Here is an 18,603-nt window from a genome sequence, read left to right on the forward strand (position 1 = left end):
AAAGAAAAATTGCTGCGTAGCTATCAAGCTGTTTCGTTTTATAATAATCTTGAGGGAGGCAATGTTATGAGGAGAGGAATTCGTTTTGAAATTCCAAACGAATATGGAAGTTTGCTTGGAGAAGTGCTAAAGCCAATCGACATTACTGTTTTTAGTTGGCGAATTGGCGATGGTGAGTCATATATAGTAGAAAATGACCAATTAGGTAAAGAACTTTTCTCAGAAGATAGAGATAGTATTGACGGGGCTGAACTCAAAAATTTATTAGAAGGTAATCAATATTATATGATTTTCGCTGATTTACAAGCATATTTAAAAGGTGAATTCTCTGATATTGATACCTATGAAGATTTTATTGGAAGCAAGTGTCACCTAGTTCTGTTAGTGGTTGATTGTAGCTATGTCACGATATATTGCAAAAATAAGAAGGACCTTGAATTATTATATGACAATGCAAGGGATTGTGGGTTTGAGAATGTTGAGTATATAACTGATGAAAATGATACAAGAACAAGGCTATCTGTTTGGTGATGAAAAAAGACCTTTGATTATTTAAAGGTCTTTAAAATCAACGATATTATTTTTAGGTAGTGAACGATTTTAGATTATATAAAATCATCATGTTATTCTAAATAATATTTAAAAAGCTAAATCCATACATCGAAGCAACCGCAAAAATGACTGTCCATACTGCTAGACTGATCGTCATCCAACTTATGACGTGTGTCCGGGAAGATCCGAATGTTAAAGCCAATACGGCCGCAATATCGGTCCCTACAAGAATGGGAGCGAGTAAGGCCAAACCTGGAATACCATATCGTTCCCATATTCTTCTTGATCGAGTTTCTTTTTTCGAAGGTGCTGTTATACCTTTTTTTAACCTTCTTGCTGCTTGCCATCTGGCAAACTGTTTAAAGAAAAAGCCTAGTAGTAGAACTAAAATAAGATTTCCTGCAAATGCTGTTACTCCTACTGTAAATGGGTGTAACCCCCATGCGATACCAAGTGGTACAACAATTGATACATCCATCCATGGGGCAAAGGCTAATAGAAATAACACGACATATTGCCATAATGCACCCGCATTTTGAGCCCACTCCAACATATTGTTTCATCCCCTTTTTTCTTTAGATTAAATACGATTTAAAATAAGAATAGTAGTTAACCAATAGACAATGTATTGACCTGCACCTAGTACACCAATGCACAGTAATGGAACAAAATTATGTTGAGAAAAGAGGAAGCAAATTCCTGCCGTTACTGGAAGTGCAATGCTATAGTAAATATATACATTTCGGCAAGCCTTATAGGTTACCCACTGCTGCCCCTCATCTATTTCACGAAATTCGGATGGTATAAAGCCAAATAATCTAATCTTATCATCAGAATTCTTTCTGTTATAAAACTCTGTAAGAATGAACCATAAAAAAGTAACCGTCGCTAAAATCCCAAAACATAATCTAGCTAAAACGACCTGTGTACTCATAAGAGAAAATAGTAAAAATGCAATAATCAACACAAATATACTCGCCCCTATAAGCGGAGATCTTAAAACCTGTTTCACCATAATCATTCCTTTCCTTTTAAATAAAAAACATCTTCTACGGTAACTTGAAACGCAGCAGCTATTTTTAATGCCATAGTGACAGATGGGGAATAATCACCTTTTTCAATTAACCCGATTGTCTGTCTTGTCACGCCAATTGCATCGGCTAAGTCCTGCTGAGTCCATTTAAATCGTGCCCGTAATTCTCTTACTCTGTTTTCCAGCATTTTGATTTTCCTTCCTTTATTTTCTATTACCATTATTGTAAAAGATTGGTTGTAGAATGTAAACAATCATTTGCATTTTGTAATGAATAATTGCTAAATAAAACATAAATAACACCATCTATAACTAAAATGGCGTTGTTTAAGTTATATGATACCTAACGAGATAGAACGGAAGCGATATCGGAATATCATAGTTCTTTCTGTTTTTGATTGTTACATATTTTTTGTAAAAAAAGGAGCTTAGCCAAATCATAATATCTACAGTAGCCTGAAAAAAATCACCTTCACGTTTTACATAAAATTTCAATTTGTAAGCACAAGTAATGCTAGCCATGTAACTACTGCGTAGGAAATATATGTATATAGTGTTTTTTTATGTTAACATTTAAATAAAAAACAGGGGGATTCTAAATGAAAGAGATAGAGTTATATATTCCAGATCAGTTAAAAAACTACAAAGAAGATATTTTAAAATCATTAAAACCAACACTAAAAATGACAGGTAAAGTAGGGACTACAGAGTTATGGGAGAGTAAAATTGGTGGATACCCTTATTTGCTAATCGGTGAGGAACCCCCTAAAAACAAACAAGGGGAGACATTGCGTTTGCTGGCACAAATCAATTTTGAAGATGTGCCGCATATCAATAACATGCCGACAAAGGGCATCTTGCAATTCTTTGTAGATACTACAGATGATTTAGTTGGGATGGATTTCGATAATCCTACATCACAAGAAGGGTTTAGAGTTATATATCGTCAAGATGTTATAAAAGATAAAAGCAAATTGGTTACTGAGTTTAATTATGATATTGGGGAGCACGATGAGGAGTTCATTTCTCCTTTGGAAGCGAAACTTGTATTTGAAGAAGGATTACAGCCAGTTACAACTAGTGATTACCGATTCGGCAGCGAATTCCTTGTGGGATTTGAGGGAGAAAAAGAGGTACAAGACGGTGATCAAACGATTGAGTTATGGGACTTATACATTGATCATATGGATCATATCGGACATAGGATTGGTGGGTATCCGTTCTTTACACAGTATGACCCACGAGAAGAGGGTACCAAATATGATACGCTGCTTTTACAGATTGATACAGATGATGATTTAGGAATTATGTGGGGAGATTCAGGTGTTGCAAACTTTTTTATTAGTAGAGATGACTTAGCTCGATTAGACTTTTCAGATGTGTTATACACTTGGGATTGTTGCTGAGTATATTGGACGAGATCGTGCCTATTTTATAACTAGATAAAAAACATATTGAAAATTCAATTAGAATATGGAGTGAGTAGTTTGTTTACAATAGAAAATTACACAAGTTCTTTAAAAAAGGGTCTTGAAGAACATTCCGATGATCTGATTCGGAATATAAAAGAGACAATTCAATTTAATTATTATAAGGGGATAGATTTATTAGACTTTACTGCTTTTGTTCAAGGATTTGGAATGTCCATTGTCATGTTTTCCATGGATGGAGGAGCAAGTGAGGTCTTTTATGAAGGAAGTGATAGCAGCATTTTTTCAGGTAGTCACGATTTGATAGATGATGTAGAATATTACGAATTCCCTGATGACAAATCAGATGAATTTTGGGAGTTTTATGATCAAGATGATGGGGAATTATCTAAAATTGAGACAGAAGCTATTGTGGAATGGTTTGCTACGTGTTGGAATAAAGCAGGTGGCCCAAGCGTTAAAATGCCTGCCTACTTTAGTTTTCATGATTATGATCCATGCTTTGATTTACATAACAGTAAATGGATTACGGATGGAGACAAATGGTTCGATTAAACGATAGAACTTGATAGGATTGCTTGTAGTATGTTCTTTACATGAAGTGGGGATAATTCTATCAAGCTACTGCTATCTTTTAATTTAATATTTTGGTTGTATTGAATGATCTTTTTTGAGTTAACATAACTTCACCTATCAACAGTCAAAGTATGTAGAAGCATAAAAAAAGTCCCTTTATAAGGGACTTTGCTCACACAAATGATCTGTACAACAATGTATCTTTGCTATACAGATCATTTGTATGATAATGTTTTAAAAATAATTGCTGAATAATGAACTTACATAAATGATTTTAAAAGTTCTTGAATGAATGGAAGGATTCCACCTAAAAATTTTAAGATTGCCATTGCGATTGACATGTTATTTCCTCCTTTTTTGTTGGTATTAAGAAGTGCTTTGTCTTTATATCCCTATTATAGTAAGTCCTTCCATTTTTAACAATACTTTTTAATATGCAATATTGCATATTTTGGTACGATAAAGTGAAACTTTAATCAGTGGGGGTTTTCTTCATCCCCCACTGATTATTAGTTGAACCAATCGGGCTTTTACGGGCAGTTTATCTCCCGCCTAACTTCTTTGCTTTTACTAAATTTTGAGGCGGGAGTATTACTGCCCGTTAATGCGGGATAAACGAAATGTCAAATCTAATAGATTAGATGTGCATATCGTTTGTATGTAGAAGTAGGGGATATGTAGCAATGGTGTGCAGAGATAATAAAGTTTTAAAAAAGACGCGAAGTTGCGACACTTTATCTCTTCGATCAAAGAATGCTAAATGAGTTTTGATTCATTTGTTCAAGAAGTTCAAAGGTTTTTATCTCCAAATATTTTACTAGAGAGTTGATCTAAGGACTCTAATTATACGAAGGGGAGAGAAGTGTTTTGTATGGAAAATGTCTTAAATTTTACGAGTTTGGTAATCCTCAAGATGTCTTAAAAGTTGAATATAATAGTATAGAAACGCCCAAAAATAAAGAAATTCTAGTTCGAATGTTAGCAAGACCTATAAATCCATCTGATCTGATTCCAATAAGAGGATCGTACGCACATAGGATTTCTTTACCCGATATACCTGGTTATGAAGGCGTTGGTATTGTAGAAGAGGTAGGTTCTTTCGTTTCCAAAGACCTCATTGGCAAACGAGTTTTACCTTTACGCGGAGAAGGCACTTGGCAAGAGTTTGTTAAAACATCAGCGGACTTTGCAATTGCTATACCTGATTCAATTGCTGATTTTACAGCATCACAAATGTATATAAACCCAGTTACAGCATGGGTGACTTGCACAGAAATCCTACAATTAAAACCGACAGATGTTTTATTAGTGAATGCTTGTGGTTCTGCTATTGGACATCTTTTTGCTCAATTATCGCAGATTTTAGGTTTTCGATTGATTGCAGTTACAAGAAATAATACATATACAGAAGATTTACTTCATCTTGGTGCTTCTTATGTAATAGATACCTCGACTGTGCCACTTTATGAAACAGTTATGGAATTAACAAATGGAATAGGTGCAGATGCTGCTATTGATTCCATTGGCGGAGCAGACGGAAATGAATTAGCTTTTTGTTTACATCCAAATGGCAACTTTTTAACGATAGGTCTTCTTTCAGGAATGCAAGTAAACTGGGCAGAGATTGTAAATAAAGCAAAAGTAAATGCTAATATGTTTCATTTAAGGAATTGGAATGCAAGCGTCACAATAGAAAAATGGCAAGAAACTTTTTATCATTTAATTCGTTTAATAGATGATAAAAAGTTAAGTTTGATGAAGGTCGATTCCACATATGAATTAGCAGATGTAAAAAAGGCTATTGCTGCGGTTGAATCTGCAAAAAAAAGCAGAGGGAAAGTACTTTTAACAAGCTATGGGAGTAAAAGTTAAATAGGCGGGAGTAACTAAACTTCTTTATAAAATGGAGCGAGGCGTAGTAGTACCGAGGAAATCACGATGATACTTAATGAGATAGAACGGAAGTAGTATTGGAATATTATAATTAAAAGATTGGGATTTTACGTAATTATTTGTATTTATATGTAAGACTTTTGTAACTTTTATGAAAGAAATTTGAAAGACTTTTAAGTTAAGATGACTATGATGAACGTACTGATATGGTTTTTAGCATGTCGCTAGCAAAAGAATAAGCGGGCATGCACATCAAGTTAAGGTTTTGAAGCTCTAATCGAAAATACTTTCTTTAATACCTCTTTATCAATTTGCGTCTAATTTTTTTGATTATGTGGAGATTTCTTAACTAGATGGTAACTAGTTGCACTAACGGGTCGTGGAAAATGTATACTAAGAAAAAGTTTATAAATGATTTGAATGAAACATGTAATGAAGACTTGGTTTGTTAATTTTTTCTGTTTCAATTTTAGGTGAGAAAAAATTTTTAATAGAATACTAGGTAAAATACGATATTAAAATAACTATAAGTCTTTGTTCTTTGCGGATTCAAAATCCTTTCTCCACTTCCATACAATTTCTTAGTATATGTTTTCTGCGAAATGTTGGTGTGAAATATTCAGTAACTAAAACGTGTCTTTTATGATTGGATCATGACAACTAAAGATATGAAGGATATATTTGGAGAACTTCAAAATATGCACAAAAAAAGAAAGAGCATATTTTGAAACATGCTCTTACGTTCTTTATACAAATGATTTATTCCTCAGGATACCGTTCTTTCACAAGTTCTTCGATGTTATTACTTTTTTTGATTTCTTCTGATGATAACCAGGCTTTAGATCTTGTTCCATTCTTGTTGGTTAAATATATGTCAAATTCTTTATTATATAGTTCCTCTTTAAGGATCGTGGTCACCTTTGTTAGATCCTCAATTAAAGGGGGATCGTTTTTAAATTCCGTACTACTGGTATTAATAACTAAAGTCACCTTATATTTCGGACACTCCCCATTTTTCGGATGTGAACAAGTAATACCTTTAAATACAAAACGGTCGTTTTGAACTTCTTTTAATCTGTCTACTACTTTTGTTTGCGTTTGAATCAAATATGTCCAATAACCGTCTAAAGTATTTTTCATTGTTAGGAGCAGTTCTTCTTTCGTTATAACGTTTTGTACATGATTGAAAGGGAGACCCATCGATTCACCATTATGATCTTTAATTGAAAGTTCTGTTATCTTTTTATTACTCTTTTGAATGAGTTGGAATAGAGCATATAAACGATCTAATTCTGCTGATTCAAATTGACTATAATCCATCTTGTTACTCATTTTTAAAGTTAATAACAGCTCATCAGTTGGTTTTTCTTCCCTATAATCAACTATATACTGAAGTACATTTTCTTTTTCAAATTCCTCGTAGCCTAATTTGTTAATCTCTTTTAAAGCTGGTTTGAATTTCTTATATTCCTCATATGTATTTTTTCCATATTGGTATTCATCACCTTTTATTGTTGAATAGAAGATGCCATCTACCTCTACTCGAAATTGCATATTTTTGTTGTTTTTTTCTTGAACAGTATGGTATGTATGTCCCATATTCCCTTCATGTATAGCGCCCCAATCTGTTACAACAACATCGATGCCATGTTTTTTCTTTATATATTTTTTTACTTGATCTTCATTTTCATAATTACAACCACTCAAAAATAAGAAACATACTACTAACAACATTACATTTTTCATTCTCTTCATATAACCTCTTCCTTATGTAACAAATTTATCATTTTCGTTCATATATAGTTCTGCTCACAAAAAAGGTAATAGAACAAATAGCAGTCAGCACCATATATAGCAGCGTCTCAATAGTAAAGGCGTCCGCTATATTTACTCCTAGTAAAATCTCAAATATAAATACAATTCCTGTGCCTAGAATGATATATAGTATGAAAGAAATGCTAAAATGTATTTTATTCGGTAAAATGATATATCTAAATAATAACTCCCCAAGAGCACACCCAAGTAAAACGATAGGGGCTCCAATATATAACACAACAACTGTCATTTGCATTGCATTCTTAATAATAGTAAAATAACCGGCTTCTCCAAAAGTCTCCTGAGTATGGTACAGTTGAAGTATATTCATTGAAATTAATAGACTTAATACGCTATATACGAAAGATATTAAAAATTTCTTCAATAATAATCACCTCTCCTACAAGAAATCACAATGTGCGATCCAATCATTTGTTTTCACATTTTTAGCAAAGTAAATTCCACCGCCATGAATAATTCCAAAGTGTGCTTTTGGATCTTCTGTTATTTGAAACACAAATTCATAATCCGCGGGCCATCGGATACCTGATTGTGCAAAGCTAGCATAACCGCCTAATTTGTGTTTGTAACGATTCTCTTCAAAAATATCATCGTAGTATTCTATTCCGGTCGTGTCTTCAAGTTCTATAATTTTATCTTCGATTGTGTGCGGAAAATCATCTGTATCCCATAGCGGAAACTCATCGCTTACTAGTTTTGGTATTAACGGAAAAGGCTTTAGATTTTGAAACGTAAGTAACATTTCATTCGGTACTAATTTCTCTAAAGAATCATATTCTCTAATACAAAAATTTCCTGATAGGTTGGATAAATCTTTAGTAAAGTTTGGAGAAAGAAATACGGCTATAGCTTTTCTATCTTTTAATGCTTCTGGAACGAAAGGGAGCTGAGTTAAATTCATCATCATGATTGCATACATTTTGTCTTCATAACGGTCGAGTGGGTAAGTTTCATTTGGTAATGAATAGGTGATCTTTCCAATCCAACTTTCATTGATAGATAAATCGGGTCTCTTTCCGCCTGTTTGAAATATAGTTGCTTTTTTTCTTAGGATATTCTTTATTTTGTCTATTCCCAATGTGTTGCTCCTCCTAACAATATTAGTGTAAAGATCATGATTAGTCCTAAACGATATTTTTTCAATCATCATCCCCTCATTAATGATATTCTATATTTAGAATATATCAAACTTTCTGGTGGTACTGTCGATAAAACGTGGATATTATTCGCTAAGGTATTTTGGGAGAGATACGCTTATAAAGAAAAGACACAATTTTAGGTGTTTCTTTGTGGTTTTATAATTCATTTAAGTGAATATAAAAGAACACCAGGTATAGAGCCTACCTAGTGTTCTTACTGCAACATTTTCTATTGTCTTTTTTACAATACATTCAATTGGTTTTCTGATTATTTCTCTCATATCTCACCATACAAACCACGCTAATAATAAGTATAATAAGAGGGATTCCTTGAATCATAAAGAATCCAATGAAAAATTCGGTAAGGCCGCTTCCAGGAGCATCTGTTGCCATTCCACCAATAAATAGAGAACCAGGAAGCACACAAATATTCAATATTAAACTAGCACAAATAAAAAGTGCTCTCCAAAACATGAAAATAATCCCCCTTGTAAATACATTTCATTACTGATCTGGATACGTCTCTTCTAAAAAACTTACAGATTGTTTGATTAGCGCTTTTAGAACAGTAATATCAATGTCTTCTACTTTATTAATGTATACACATGATTTTCCCGACGTGTATTTTCCGAAGTTTTTCAACAATTCTTCTCGCTTAGGATCACCAGTGGCAAAATATAAACTAATTTTGGCTTTTCTAGGAGAAAAGCTAACTAACGGGGCATCCCCTTCATGGCCAGATTCATATTTGTAATGATATGTACCAAATCCGATAATGCTCGGTCCCCACATCTTTGCTGTATATCCTGTTGTTTCAGTAAATATATCTAATAATTGATAGGCACTTTCTCGTTTTTTAAGGCTTTCAACACTTTCGATAAACTCAATTACACTATTGTTCGTTTCTGTTGTTTTGAGTTTGTACATAGTAAAGACACTCCTTTTTAGATATCAGTTTCGTCATATAGATAATTATAATATAGGGTCACTATATATGTTCATCAAGTTAGGAAAAAAATACCTGATAGTCAATTTGATCTAGTCGGAAACTATCATTGTAAACGCACCAATTATAGCAAACAACTTTTTAAGTTTTTTCATTTTTGGGAACAAGGAATTTCTTAAGTTGATGGGCATACGGCTGTACCCCATGCCCATCAAGCTAACAAAGTAAAATACTAGATACGAAAGATCCTTATTTCAAAACTAGCAAGTGATAGAAAAGTAGACATGCCAAAGAAGCCTATTGAAACGCGATTTTTTCGCTAGGCAGCTTGTCTATGCTTCACCGTCGTTTTATACACAATTCCTAGAATATCAAAGACGGTCATCTTCTTATACCGATGACATTTACGACCGTTCTTTTTGAGCAGTTGATAAAGGCGATACAGAATTTTTAAAAGTTCTTCTGTGCCAACGGCTATCGCTTGAAACAGTAACGGAAAGTAATCTTTAATCATATAAATCGCTTTGTATTCACTCAGCTCTTGCTTTGTCTTTTCAAGCAAAAACTGTCGTATTTGAAACATCGTAGAAGAACAGAGGAGAATGCCGATAAGTTGTCCATATAAATGGCACTCTAGGCGTTCTCTTTTAATATTTTTACATTCATCAATTTCAAAGAATGACTTCCACGTTTTAAACACAATCTCAATCTGCCAACGAAGTGAATACAATGAATGTACGTAGTTCATGGGCACTTCTTCTAACGGCGCGTTCGTGATATATACATTCATGCCCATTAAAAGTTTACTTTTGTCCTTCATGACAATACCTTTCTTCTTTTCACGTATCGCTTGGTTTTTCAAACGTGTTATTAATCATCGGTTAAACGATGGATAATAACACGTGCTGGAAGCTTCTGATTTTGGCCAATGTATGCCTCGGGGATTTCCATCGTTTCACCAGGGATTAGACCAGATATTATTTGTGTCACATCAAGCTGAATGTATTCTGGTTGCTTTTTTAACGTAACATTGTTGAAGTATTCTGGTTCAGGGTTCTTGATATAAATGCGTGGATTCAACTTCAACCGCGAGATATAGTAAGCCTCTTTATCATGAATGGTTTGTAAGTCTCCTAAATCGAAGTAACCAAGATCACGTGAGCACAAATCGTCCGCCTCTACGGTTTCAAGAATAGGAATATAGGATACATAGAATAAGGGAATGCAGTACAAATCAATGTACAAGCACTTCTTTATTCTATGTATGTTTACTTTCCAACTATAATTTTAAAGAAATGTTAGATTATATATTTTGTCCTTGGTATATTTAAAGGATAATTGGGTATTAAGATTAATTAATAGAGGTGTTTGCGTGGAATTATTTGAGTATTATAAAAAAAAGGGGCGTTTTAAGTGTTTGATTGGAATAGGTGTTTTTCTTTTTGGGTTATATTGTCTGTATAATAGTTGGGGTGATGTTAATTGGGGAGAAATAATATTTATTGTTATAGTTTCGTTTGTTGTTTTTGGAATTGGATATTGGCAATTAAGAAAAGGGAATTTATTAAAAGAGAATATAGTTAAAAATGATTTTAAGTTTTGGGATATTGATACTTATGTTTTATTGGAATTACCCGAAAGTAATAAACATTTCGGTTTATATAATCCCGATGGAGCGTATATAGCAGGAACAAATATAATTTCAGCTGATATAATTTCTTCAAAATTACCTTTTTTAAAAAACAAGCAAGTTATTGGATTGGAAGCAAGTAATGGGGAAATTCTTGCGTATTTCCATAGTGAAGTTGAAAATTATGATTGGGTTATTTATGACTCGAATTATAATTGTGTAGGTATGTTTAAAGAAAGTATTATACAAGGATTTGGAATGGTACGTGGTTCTTTAATGAATGAAAAAGAGATTAAACTTTCTGAGGTAGAAGTTGAATTTGATTTTTTTGAAACGTCTTTTCGTGCAATAGATGATCGTACATTAATAAGCTGTAAAAGAGGATATATGCCTTTAGAATGGAATGAAAGATTTGGATTAAATGCACCTATTATTAAATTTGGGAATAATATTTCTAACACTGAAAAGATATTTGGTTTAGGGGTTCTTTTCTATATTTTAGAAACAATTAAAGCAAGAAAAAGTAGAATTTTTAATGATTAGAATTAAATATTCATATTTTAATATTTAATAGAAAGATAAAGTGTTCTATTTATATCTCTCGTGCAATTGAAACATTGCGGAATAATGGCATTCATATTCCAAAGGAATATATTCAACACATCTCTCCATTAGGCTGGGAGCATATTGCACTTACTGGTGATTATATTTGGAATTTAAATCAAAAAGTAGATTTTGAAAACTTACGTCCATTACGAAAAAATAGAATAAAGAAGAAATAGGGTGTTTTTGCCCAAATCCCCGAAATGGGGGGAGAGAAAAAATCTATGTCCAATCAATTAGTAAATTTACCAAGAAAAAATGCGCTACTTATAAAAATGAGGTCATTTTATTTATTACAAAAAGATAGAAAGGGGGTCTATTTTTTACGAACAAAACGTGGGAGTTATGTGTAATTCATTTTGAAAGGAGAATAAAGCCTATGGCGACAATTTTGAATTTTTGGTCTTTTGTTTTTTCGTTATTTTGTGTACTAATGTTCTATATATTCTCTTTTACACCTTTACATAAAGTTTTCTTGAATTTGACTGGAATAAATCCAATTTATATGACATTTTATTTAACTTTATTTGCTTTTTTAATTAGTGTAATGGGGCTAGGAGGCATAAAAAACCGAAAATCTACTTTAAGGAGTATTTTGGCTATATTAATTAGTGTAGGGCTATTAATGATTCTTACCTTTATAATTTTTATAGGGACATTTTTTGAAAGTACTTAAGAGGGATCACCATACATACCCATCAACTTAAGAGTGTAAACAAACTGAAATTCATTCAGCCGGGTTAGAACATTCTTAAGTTGATGGGTATGCGGTATAGCCAACGTACTAACATTTGGTTGGCGGAACCCCATGCCCATCAAGCTAATGTTTTAGATCACCCCCAAAACGAGAATTCTATTCATTTTTGACTACTGATAAGTGGGGGATGTTAACTACAAAACCTTTGACTGAAGTAGCGCCCCTATAATACGGATTTACAACGTTAAGTTGTTTATAGTATTAAATAGGAATGAAATTTAGTTAGCCTTTCATTTTTCTCTTAAAGCCCCAAACAGCAATTAAGAAGATAATTACCGTATAGCCAACTACCCATAATAAAGGTACAACAATACTTCTGTACTCACCAGATAAAGCAAATCGTGTAGCATCAACTGCATGAGCAAATGGTAATGCATAACCGATTGTTTTAAAAGTACCACCAATTATATCTAACTTAAACCAAGTTCCGCTTAACCATGTTGTTAGATTCACAAATATTGCGAATATTCCACCTACCTGTTTATCAGTGAAGAACGTTCCGAGTAGTAAACCAAACCCAATGTAAAGCGTTGCAATGACAACAAGGAGAAAACTAGCAAATATTACATTCAGACTAATAGATAAACCTAAGAAAAATGCAGAAATAAAACAAATAACAATTTGAAGAAATACAACAGGTAATAAAGGGAGAGCATACCCAGCAATATAATCTGTCGCAGCCATAGGGGAGGCGAAAATTCTCATTAAAAACGAACTACTTTTATCCTTTCCAATCAGCATCCCTGAAAATAACGTAGCGAATGAAAAACTGAAAACAATCACTCCTGGTGTTAAGTTTTCTATGCTATAAAGTTCAAATGGCATATTTTTCTGCATGATTGAAAAAAGACACATAATAATAATCGGAAGTACAATCCCAAATACAAGTGTCAAAGGGTCTCGTAAAATCTCTTTACGATTACGCGTAGCAAATGTTAAAGTTCTCATGGTCAAGCCCCCTCTTCAGTTAGCTTAAGGAAGATATCCTCTAAGGAAGATTCTCCCGTATTCTCTTTTAACTCATCAATAGTTCCAAGTGCACGCAACTTACCACCGTGCATAATCCCAACACGATCAGCAAGTGCTTCTACTTCTTCTAGATAATGTGTCGTTAAAATAATTGTGATTTTCCCCTTTAATTCAAGAAGTGTTTTCCCTAAATCATGTCTAGCACGAATATCCAATCCTAATGTTGGCTCATCTAAAAAAATAATTTCAGGTGACGAAATAAGTGCCATTGCTATGCTTAATCGCCGCTGCAACCCACCTGATAATGTTTTAGCTTTATTTTCAGCTCGTTCTAAAAGTCCAAACTTCCTCATCATTTCCACTGCTTTTTGCGTAGCGTCTTTCTTATTACTTCCATATATACTTGCGATGAATTCTAAATTTTCTTTTACAGAAAGATTCGGAGCTACCGCAGTTTCCTGTGGCGAAATATTTATTTTTTGTTTTACTGCCGTTGGGTTCTCGACAATGCTATCCCCTAACATCAGAGCGTCTCCACTTGTAGGTGTAAGCAAGCAGCTAAGCATTTTAATCGTCGTTGTTTTCCCGGCAGCATTTTGTCCTAGAAGTGCAAAAAATTCTCCCTTCTCAATCGTCAGTGAAAGATTATCGACAGCTGTGTGCTCTTTATAATTTTTTGTTAGATTCTTTATAGCAATGGCCATTTATTCATCACCTTTCCCTTCTAATTGTTTCGATTGAATCGCAGCATTAATTTGTTTGATATCATTCTTTGAAGTCATGTATTGAATAACCCATGTGACAACATATGTACTTAAAAAACTAATACAAAAAATTATTGTGCTTATGAACGTTTTTGGCATCCAAAGCAGTGTCACTATTGGTACCCATACCAATGCTGTTATGCAAAAATGAACGGTATACTGTTTCAATAGACTCCACTTCACTATTTCAAAAACAAGAGCACTTGTAGCGAACGTGACACCAATGATTCCTGTTAACAGTATTTGCACAATGACAGCGATCATCTCGCTATCGAAGAGAGAACGAAAGTGTCCCACAACTGGTATGTATTCTCCATTTCCTAATTTGAGTGAAATAAGAATTTGTACTACTTGCCCTATAATCACGCCGATGATAAAACCACCTACAACTCGACTAAATATGTTTTTCAAGATGTTTTCACCTCATATCCCAAATAGTTTCTTAATTTTTGAAACATAGCGTCGAGAAGCATATGTTTTGATATCCCCTACTAATAAAACACCAATAGTTCCTGTTATACTAATATCCATATTCGTAATCATTTTAATGTTAACAATCTCTGAGTTTGAAATACGAACGAAAAATTGACTATTTAGTTTCGCTTCTAGTTCATATAACCTTGAACGAACCGTATAGATGCCAGCAACAGTTTGGAGAAATACCTTCTGTTTCTCCGCATAGATTCTGACGATATCTTTACATTCGACTATTTCAACACCTCTTTCTGAAAATACAGCCAATGAATCCATACGAGCCTCTGAGAGCCGTTTCATAATATCAGATATCTCATCTGTCATTTTATCTGTAAGAATGATAATTTTAGGTTCTTTATAAGATGGGTCAATCGAAACTTCAAACTTCACTTCACCACTTCCCTTTCGCTCGCTCTAAATATAAAAGCTATTTAAGTTACTGTAAATGGATTTTCGATAATCGGTCGTTTTCACACGATAATTGGTCAAAATACGAATATAGCAATTCTTTTTAGATGCTTCAGGAACACATTCTCCTTATTTACAATAAAAAAGTACACGAAGACAGGCACTCTGTGTACTAATCCAATATATGTATTTCTTAATAAAAAATCGTATTTTTTTGAAAAGTTTCCCATATAGGTAAATAGCCTGTATGAAGGGCTTTATAATATTCAAAAAACTATATATTTATGAAAAGCTTTACCCTATTAATAAAATGAATTTTTTATATTTCTATTATACATGAATAGAAAAAACGACACTTTATTATGTGGCGTGTGGCTCTAACTAAATAATTTGATTGTTTCTTAAAGGACTTTATTATTTGTGAACATTATATTTTCTTAAGTGAATTATATTTATATCTGTTAGTAAAGACTATGTGAACGAAGAAACCCTTCAGAAAATCTGAAGGGTTTCTAGATGCATTAAATACTAATAGGGATATCATCCCATCGCTATCAAATTGAGATAAATTTGTATATAAATAATATGAAAAACGCTATTATTTATTTAGAAATATACAGAAAGGATGGCGTTTTTGATGAATCCTATCATTTCAAATGAACTGAATCTTTTCGCACAAGAGCTACAATACTTTTTATCTCCAGTATTCCTACAAGATATCGCCAAACAAGTTGGCTTTGTACAGCGATCTAGCAAGTATCAAGCAAACGAACTCATTGCCCTTTGCGTATGGATCAGTCAAGAAATTGCTAGCACATCACTTACACAATTGTGCAGTCAGTTAGAAGTTTCCACTGGGGTACTGATGAGCTCAGAAGGACTGAATCAACGATTTAATCCGGCAGCTGTCGCATTTCTTCGAGAAGTCTTTACTTCTCTTCTCACACAAAAACTCTGTTCAAATCACTCACTTTCTGCACATATAATCTCTACTTTCAATCGTATCCGTATTTTAGATGCGACAGTGTTTCAACTGCCTGATCATTTCGCCACTGACTATCAAGGTTCAGGTGGGAGTAGTAATACGGCAGGCGTGAAAATCCAATTGGAATATGATTTACTTAGTGGTCAATTTCTTAACGTGCAGCTTGGACCAGGAAAGAATAATGATAAAACATACGGTACCATCTGCCTTGAAACCGTAGAGGCGGACGATTTGTGTTTACGTGATCTTGGTTACTTCGATTTAAAGGACTTACAAACCATTCATGATAAAGAGGCTTACTATATCTCGCGGTTGAAGCTGAATACACGTATTTATATCAAGAACCCTGAGCCAGAATACTTCAATAATGGCACGCTAAAAAAACAAACAGAATACATCCAGCTTGATATGACACAAATGATGTCTAGTCTAATCCCTGGTGAAACGATGGAAATCCCCGAGGCATACATTGGTCAAAATCAGAAGCTGCCAGCACGTGTCATTATCCATCGTTTAACCGATGATCAAACGCAAACACGCCTGAAAAACCAAGAGATACGTGAAAAGAAGAAAGGTATTGTCATGAAGGATAAAAGTAAACGATTAATGGGCATGAATGTATATATCACGAACACGTCGCTAGAAAAAGTACCGACAAACTACGTGCATTCATTGTATTCACTTCGTTGGAAAATTGAGATTTTGTTTAAAACGTGGAAGTCATTTTTTGAAATTGATGAATGTAAAAATGTGAAAAGAGAACGTCTAGAATGCCATTTATATGGACAACTCATCGGCATTCTCCTCTGTTCTTCTACGATGTTTCAAATGCGACAGCTTCTGCTTGAAAAGAAAAAGCAGGAGCTGAGTGAATATAAAGCGATTTATATGATTAAAGATTACTTTCCGTTACTGTTTCAAGCGATAGCCGTTGGCACAGAAGAACTTTTGAAAATTCTGCATCGCCTTTATCAGCTGCTCAAAAAGAACGGTCGTAAATGTCATAGGTATAAGAAGGTGACCGTCTTTGATATTCTAGGGATTGTGTATAAAACGACGGTGTAGCATAGACAAGCTGCCTAGCGAAAAAATCACGTTTTAATAGGTTTCTTTAGTATGCCTACTTTTCTATCAATTACTAGATATGAAACAAGGATCGTTTCATATCTAGTAATTTACTTGGTTAACTTGATGGGCATGCGGCAGGACCCCTTTATGCTATAATTTATATATGTTCCCCATATCTTTCTTCATTTTAATAATCATAATATCGCCCCCTTTTATCTTTTGAACCTATTTCGTTACGAACCTAATAAGTAGTATTGTTATATGTTAAGAGAGCAGACACTACTAGATAGGGGTCTAGGTCTTTTGACAAGCTCTCCTTGACAATTAGGACATACATAATTCATTAATTTTGTACACTCCTCACAAAATGTACATTCATGTGTGCAAATAAAAGCTAAAGATTGCTCTTCAACCTTATTATTACATTTCTCACAGCATTTCCTCATCTCAAGTCCCATTTTTATTCCTCCAATAACATTTTTTTCATTATATACATAAAATTATAAATATAATATAATTTTGTTTAAATACAAATTATTAGCTATTTCATCCAAAAGACTTAAAAAATTTATTTATTATAAGCGTTTTGCTTTAAATAAAAAGGGGATGTTTAAAACGGACCATATTGACCGAAATATTTTACATATTCTTCAAGAAGATGGACGCATATCTATGACTGAACTAGGAAAAATGGTGAACTTATCAACACCTGCTGTAAAAGAAAGAGTAAAAAAATTAGAGGATAAAAATATTATTACAGCCTATAGGGCAGTTATAAACCCAGAGAAATTAAATAAGAATGTAACGGCTTTTGTTTTGTTTGAATCAAAAAAATGTCAACAATTCAGAAATTTTTGCAAAGAAAATCCCATGGTCTTTGAGTGCCACAGATTAGCCGGACAATATAGTTATTTGGTGAAAATAGTCACTGAATCGGTACAACATTTAGAAGAATTTATAGATGCTTCAATGGAGTTTGGCTATCCATCAACTTTAATTAACTTATCATCACCAGTAAAATATAGATGTATTTTTTAGAATAGAGTTCTTCGAAGCTATTTAAGAAATTCTTCCACATGACTATCAAACTAACAAAACAAGAATTCCCTAAAATGAAAAAAATACGCTATCCTTGCTGTATCATCATAGGAAAGGGTGGCGTTTTTGTATGTCTATTTCTGTATCTGATGAATTACAGCTATTTGGGGTACCGCCACATCGCTATCAAGCTAAGGTTTTACACTATCCATAAAGCAAAAAAGACGTTATCCTTTCTGTAGAATTATAGGAAAGGATGGCGTTTTTTTATGGATTTTTCGATTCTTGACGAACTTCAACCGATTGCTGAAGAATTACAACGACATATGTCTCCTCATGTTCTAGAACACCTAGCTAAAGAAAAAGGATTCGTTCAGCGAAAGAGTAAATATCAAGCAAAGGAGTTAGTTGCTTTATGTGTATGGCTTAGTCAACAGGTCGCAAGTACATCACTCACACAATTATGTAGCTGTCTTGAAGTATCTACAGGTGTTCTTATTAG

At 33.5% G+C, this 18,603-nt stretch carries 20 protein-coding genes and 3 pseudogenes; 9 read left to right on the top strand and 14 right to left on the bottom strand.

Annotation, left to right across the window (positions count from 1 at the left end):
• The first annotated feature begins 66 nt into the window (after nt 1-66).
• On the top strand, nt 67-531 hold the full coding sequence (locus BR72_RS08765; RefSeq protein ID WP_035432110.1) for a DUF2691 family protein: 465 nt from the start codon (nt 67-69) through the stop codon (nt 529-531).
• 97 nt (nt 532-628) lie between these two features.
• Here the strand turns inward: BR72_RS08765 and BR72_RS08770 are convergent, their stop codons facing one another.
• From BR72_RS08770 to BR72_RS08780, 3 genes are read right to left on the bottom strand one after another with little or no spacing between them, the layout of a single operon-like run.
• Entirely contained in the window at nt 629-1,105 is a 477-nt protein-coding gene (locus BR72_RS08770; protein WP_035432019.1) for a small multi-drug export protein, read from the bottom strand.
• Between the two features lie 27 nt (nt 1,106-1,132).
• Nucleotides 1,133-1,567, bottom strand: coding sequence for a hypothetical protein (locus BR72_RS08775; protein WP_035432021.1), 435 nt, complete (start codon nt 1,565-1,567; stop codon nt 1,133-1,135).
• Between the two features lie 2 nt (nt 1,568-1,569).
• Nucleotides 1,570-1,773 carry a helix-turn-helix transcriptional regulator gene (locus BR72_RS08780; protein WP_035432022.1) on the bottom strand — a complete coding sequence of 68 codons (204 nt, stop codon included), beginning with the start codon at nt 1,771-1,773 and terminating at the stop codon, nt 1,570-1,572.
• 411 nt (nt 1,774-2,184) lie between these two features.
• Between BR72_RS08780 and BR72_RS08785 the strand changes: the two genes are divergently transcribed.
• The 3 genes from BR72_RS08785 (at nt 2,185) to BR72_RS08800 (ending at nt 5,463) form a co-directional block, all read left to right on the top strand.
• Nucleotides 2,185-2,991 (top strand): YwqG family protein, encoded by an 807-nt coding sequence (locus BR72_RS08785; RefSeq protein WP_035432024.1) that lies wholly within the window; start codon nt 2,185-2,187, stop codon nt 2,989-2,991.
• 81 nt (nt 2,992-3,072) lie between these two features.
• Nucleotides 3,073-3,570 carry a hypothetical protein gene (locus BR72_RS08790; RefSeq protein ID WP_035432026.1) on the top strand — a complete coding sequence of 166 codons (498 nt, stop codon included), beginning with the start codon at nt 3,073-3,075 and terminating at the stop codon, nt 3,568-3,570.
• Nucleotides 3,571-4,458: 888 nt separating this feature from the next.
• Nucleotides 4,459-5,463: a zinc-dependent alcohol dehydrogenase family protein gene (locus tag BR72_RS08800; protein WP_035432028.1), complete on the top strand. Its 1,005-nt coding sequence runs from the start codon at nt 4,459-4,461 to the stop codon at nt 5,461-5,463.
• 780 nt (nt 5,464-6,243) lie between these two features.
• Here the strand turns inward: BR72_RS08800 and BR72_RS08805 are convergent.
• The 6 genes and pseudogenes from BR72_RS08805 to BR72_RS08830 form a co-directional block, all read right to left on the bottom strand.
• Nucleotides 6,244-7,239 carry a hypothetical protein gene (locus BR72_RS08805; RefSeq protein WP_035432030.1) on the bottom strand — a complete coding sequence of 332 codons (996 nt, stop codon included), beginning with the start codon at nt 7,237-7,239 and terminating at the stop codon, nt 6,244-6,246.
• A 28-nt stretch (nt 7,240-7,267) separates the two neighbouring features.
• A complete protein-coding gene (locus tag BR72_RS08810) occupies nt 7,268-7,684 on the bottom strand; it encodes a hypothetical protein (RefSeq protein ID WP_035432031.1) in 417 nt (138 codons plus the stop codon).
• 15 nt (nt 7,685-7,699) lie between these two features.
• The gene (locus BR72_RS08815; RefSeq protein WP_035432033.1) at nt 7,700-8,398 is read right to left on the bottom strand and encodes a DUF1963 domain-containing protein; all 699 of its coding nucleotides are present in this window, start codon (nt 8,396-8,398) and stop codon (nt 7,700-7,702) included.
• Nucleotides 8,399-8,711: 313 nt separating this feature from the next.
• On the bottom strand, nt 8,712-8,933 hold the full coding sequence (locus tag BR72_RS08820; RefSeq protein WP_035432035.1) for a hypothetical protein: 222 nt from the start codon (nt 8,931-8,933) through the stop codon (nt 8,712-8,714).
• A gap of 30 nt (nt 8,934-8,963) precedes the next feature.
• Nucleotides 8,964-9,386, bottom strand: coding sequence for a DUF1801 domain-containing protein (locus BR72_RS08825; RefSeq protein WP_035432037.1), 423 nt, complete (start codon nt 9,384-9,386; stop codon nt 8,964-8,966).
• 338 nt (nt 9,387-9,724) lie between these two features.
• Nucleotides 9,725-10,596: pseudogene (locus BR72_RS08830) on the bottom strand (IS4 family transposase); the annotation flags it as partial.
• 181 nt (nt 10,597-10,777) lie between these two features.
• On the opposite strand from BR72_RS08830, the gene BR72_RS08835 reads away from it, so the two are divergent.
• Nucleotides 10,778-11,578 carry a hypothetical protein gene (locus BR72_RS08835; protein ID WP_035432039.1) on the top strand — a complete coding sequence of 267 codons (801 nt, stop codon included), beginning with the start codon at nt 10,778-10,780 and terminating at the stop codon, nt 11,576-11,578.
• Nucleotides 11,579-11,622: 44 nt separating this feature from the next.
• Nucleotides 11,623-11,817: pseudogene (locus BR72_RS25460) on the top strand (Tn3 family transposase); the annotation flags it as partial.
• Between the two features lie 800 nt (nt 11,818-12,617).
• Here BR72_RS25460 and BR72_RS08845 read toward each other — a convergent pair.
• Genes BR72_RS08845 through BR72_RS08860 form a run of 4 tightly spaced genes read right to left on the bottom strand, consistent with a single transcriptional unit; the run spans nt 12,618 to nt 14,992 of the window.
• Entirely contained in the window at nt 12,618-13,343 is a 726-nt protein-coding gene (locus BR72_RS08845) for an ABC transporter permease (RefSeq protein WP_035432043.1), read from the bottom strand.
• 2 nt (nt 13,344-13,345) lie between these two features.
• Nucleotides 13,346-14,068, bottom strand: a complete 723-nt coding sequence (locus tag BR72_RS08850) for an ABC transporter ATP-binding protein (protein WP_035432045.1) — start codon at nt 14,066-14,068, stop codon at nt 13,346-13,348.
• Nucleotides 14,069-14,539, bottom strand: coding sequence for a DUF3021 domain-containing protein (locus BR72_RS08855; RefSeq protein WP_081904830.1), 471 nt, complete (start codon nt 14,537-14,539; stop codon nt 14,069-14,071).
• A gap of 12 nt (nt 14,540-14,551) precedes the next feature.
• The gene (locus BR72_RS08860; protein ID WP_035432049.1) at nt 14,552-14,992 is read right to left on the bottom strand and encodes a LytTR family DNA-binding domain-containing protein; all 441 of its coding nucleotides are present in this window, start codon (nt 14,990-14,992) and stop codon (nt 14,552-14,554) included.
• Between the two features lie 655 nt (nt 14,993-15,647).
• Here BR72_RS08860 and BR72_RS08865 point away from each other — a divergent pair.
• The gene (locus BR72_RS08865) at nt 15,648-17,060 is read left to right on the top strand and encodes an IS4 family transposase (RefSeq protein WP_035432051.1); all 1,413 of its coding nucleotides are present in this window, start codon (nt 15,648-15,650) and stop codon (nt 17,058-17,060) included.
• Between the two features lie 260 nt (nt 17,061-17,320).
• Here the strand turns inward: BR72_RS08865 and BR72_RS25465 are convergent, their stop codons facing one another.
• A complete protein-coding gene (locus tag BR72_RS25465) occupies nt 17,321-17,521 on the bottom strand; it encodes a DUF1272 domain-containing protein (protein ID WP_035434724.1) in 201 nt (66 codons plus the stop codon).
• 148 nt (nt 17,522-17,669) lie between these two features.
• Here BR72_RS25465 and BR72_RS08870 point away from each other — a divergent pair, with 148 nt between their 5' ends.
• Nucleotides 17,670-18,101 carry an Lrp/AsnC family transcriptional regulator gene (locus BR72_RS08870; protein WP_035432052.1) on the top strand — a complete coding sequence of 144 codons (432 nt, stop codon included), beginning with the start codon at nt 17,670-17,672 and terminating at the stop codon, nt 18,099-18,101.
• Nucleotides 18,102-18,370: 269 nt separating this feature from the next.
• Nucleotides 18,371-18,603, top strand: a pseudogene (locus BR72_RS08875) (IS4 family transposase); the annotation flags it as partial.

This window comes from Bacillus sp. UNC322MFChir4.1 (assembly GCF_000746135.1).
Classification (GTDB): domain Bacteria; phylum Bacillota; class Bacilli; order Bacillales; family Bacillaceae_G; genus Bacillus_A.

Bases quoted from the DNA above. Each gene is read 5' to 3' on its own strand.
- BR72_RS08785 (WP_035432024.1), top strand. From the start codon at position 2,185: ATGAAAGAGATAGAGTTATATATTCCAGATCAGTTAAAAAACTACAAA.
- BR72_RS08775 (WP_035432021.1), bottom strand. From the start codon at position 1,567: ATGGTGAAACAGGTTTTAAGATCTCCGCTTATAGGGGCGAGTATATTT.
- BR72_RS08765 (WP_035432110.1), top strand. From the start codon at position 67: ATGAGGAGAGGAATTCGTTTTGAAATTCCAAACGAATATGGAAGTTTG.
- BR72_RS08845 (WP_035432043.1), bottom strand. From the start codon at position 13,343: ATGAGAACTTTAACATTTGCTACGCGTAATCGTAAAGAGATTTTACGA.
- BR72_RS08825 (WP_035432037.1), bottom strand. From the start codon at position 9,386: ATGTACAAACTCAAAACAACAGAAACGAACAATAGTGTAATTGAGTTT.
- BR72_RS08805 (WP_035432030.1), bottom strand. From the start codon at position 7,239: ATGAAGAGAATGAAAAATGTAATGTTGTTAGTAGTATGTTTCTTATTT.
- BR72_RS25465 (WP_035434724.1), bottom strand. From the start codon at position 17,521: ATGGGACTTGAGATGAGGAAATGCTGTGAGAAATGTAATAATAAGGTT.
- BR72_RS08780 (WP_035432022.1), bottom strand. From the start codon at position 1,773: ATGCTGGAAAACAGAGTAAGAGAATTACGGGCACGATTTAAATGGACT.
- BR72_RS08870 (WP_035432052.1), top strand. From the start codon at position 17,670: ATGTTTAAAACGGACCATATTGACCGAAATATTTTACATATTCTTCAA.
- BR72_RS08865 (WP_035432051.1), top strand. From the start codon at position 15,648: ATGAATCCTATCATTTCAAATGAACTGAATCTTTTCGCACAAGAGCTA.
- BR72_RS08820 (WP_035432035.1), bottom strand. From the start codon at position 8,933: ATGTTTTGGAGAGCACTTTTTATTTGTGCTAGTTTAATATTGAATATT.
- BR72_RS08770 (WP_035432019.1), bottom strand. From the start codon at position 1,105: ATGTTGGAGTGGGCTCAAAATGCGGGTGCATTATGGCAATATGTCGTG.
- BR72_RS08850 (WP_035432045.1), bottom strand. From the start codon at position 14,068: ATGGCCATTGCTATAAAGAATCTAACAAAAAATTATAAAGAGCACACA.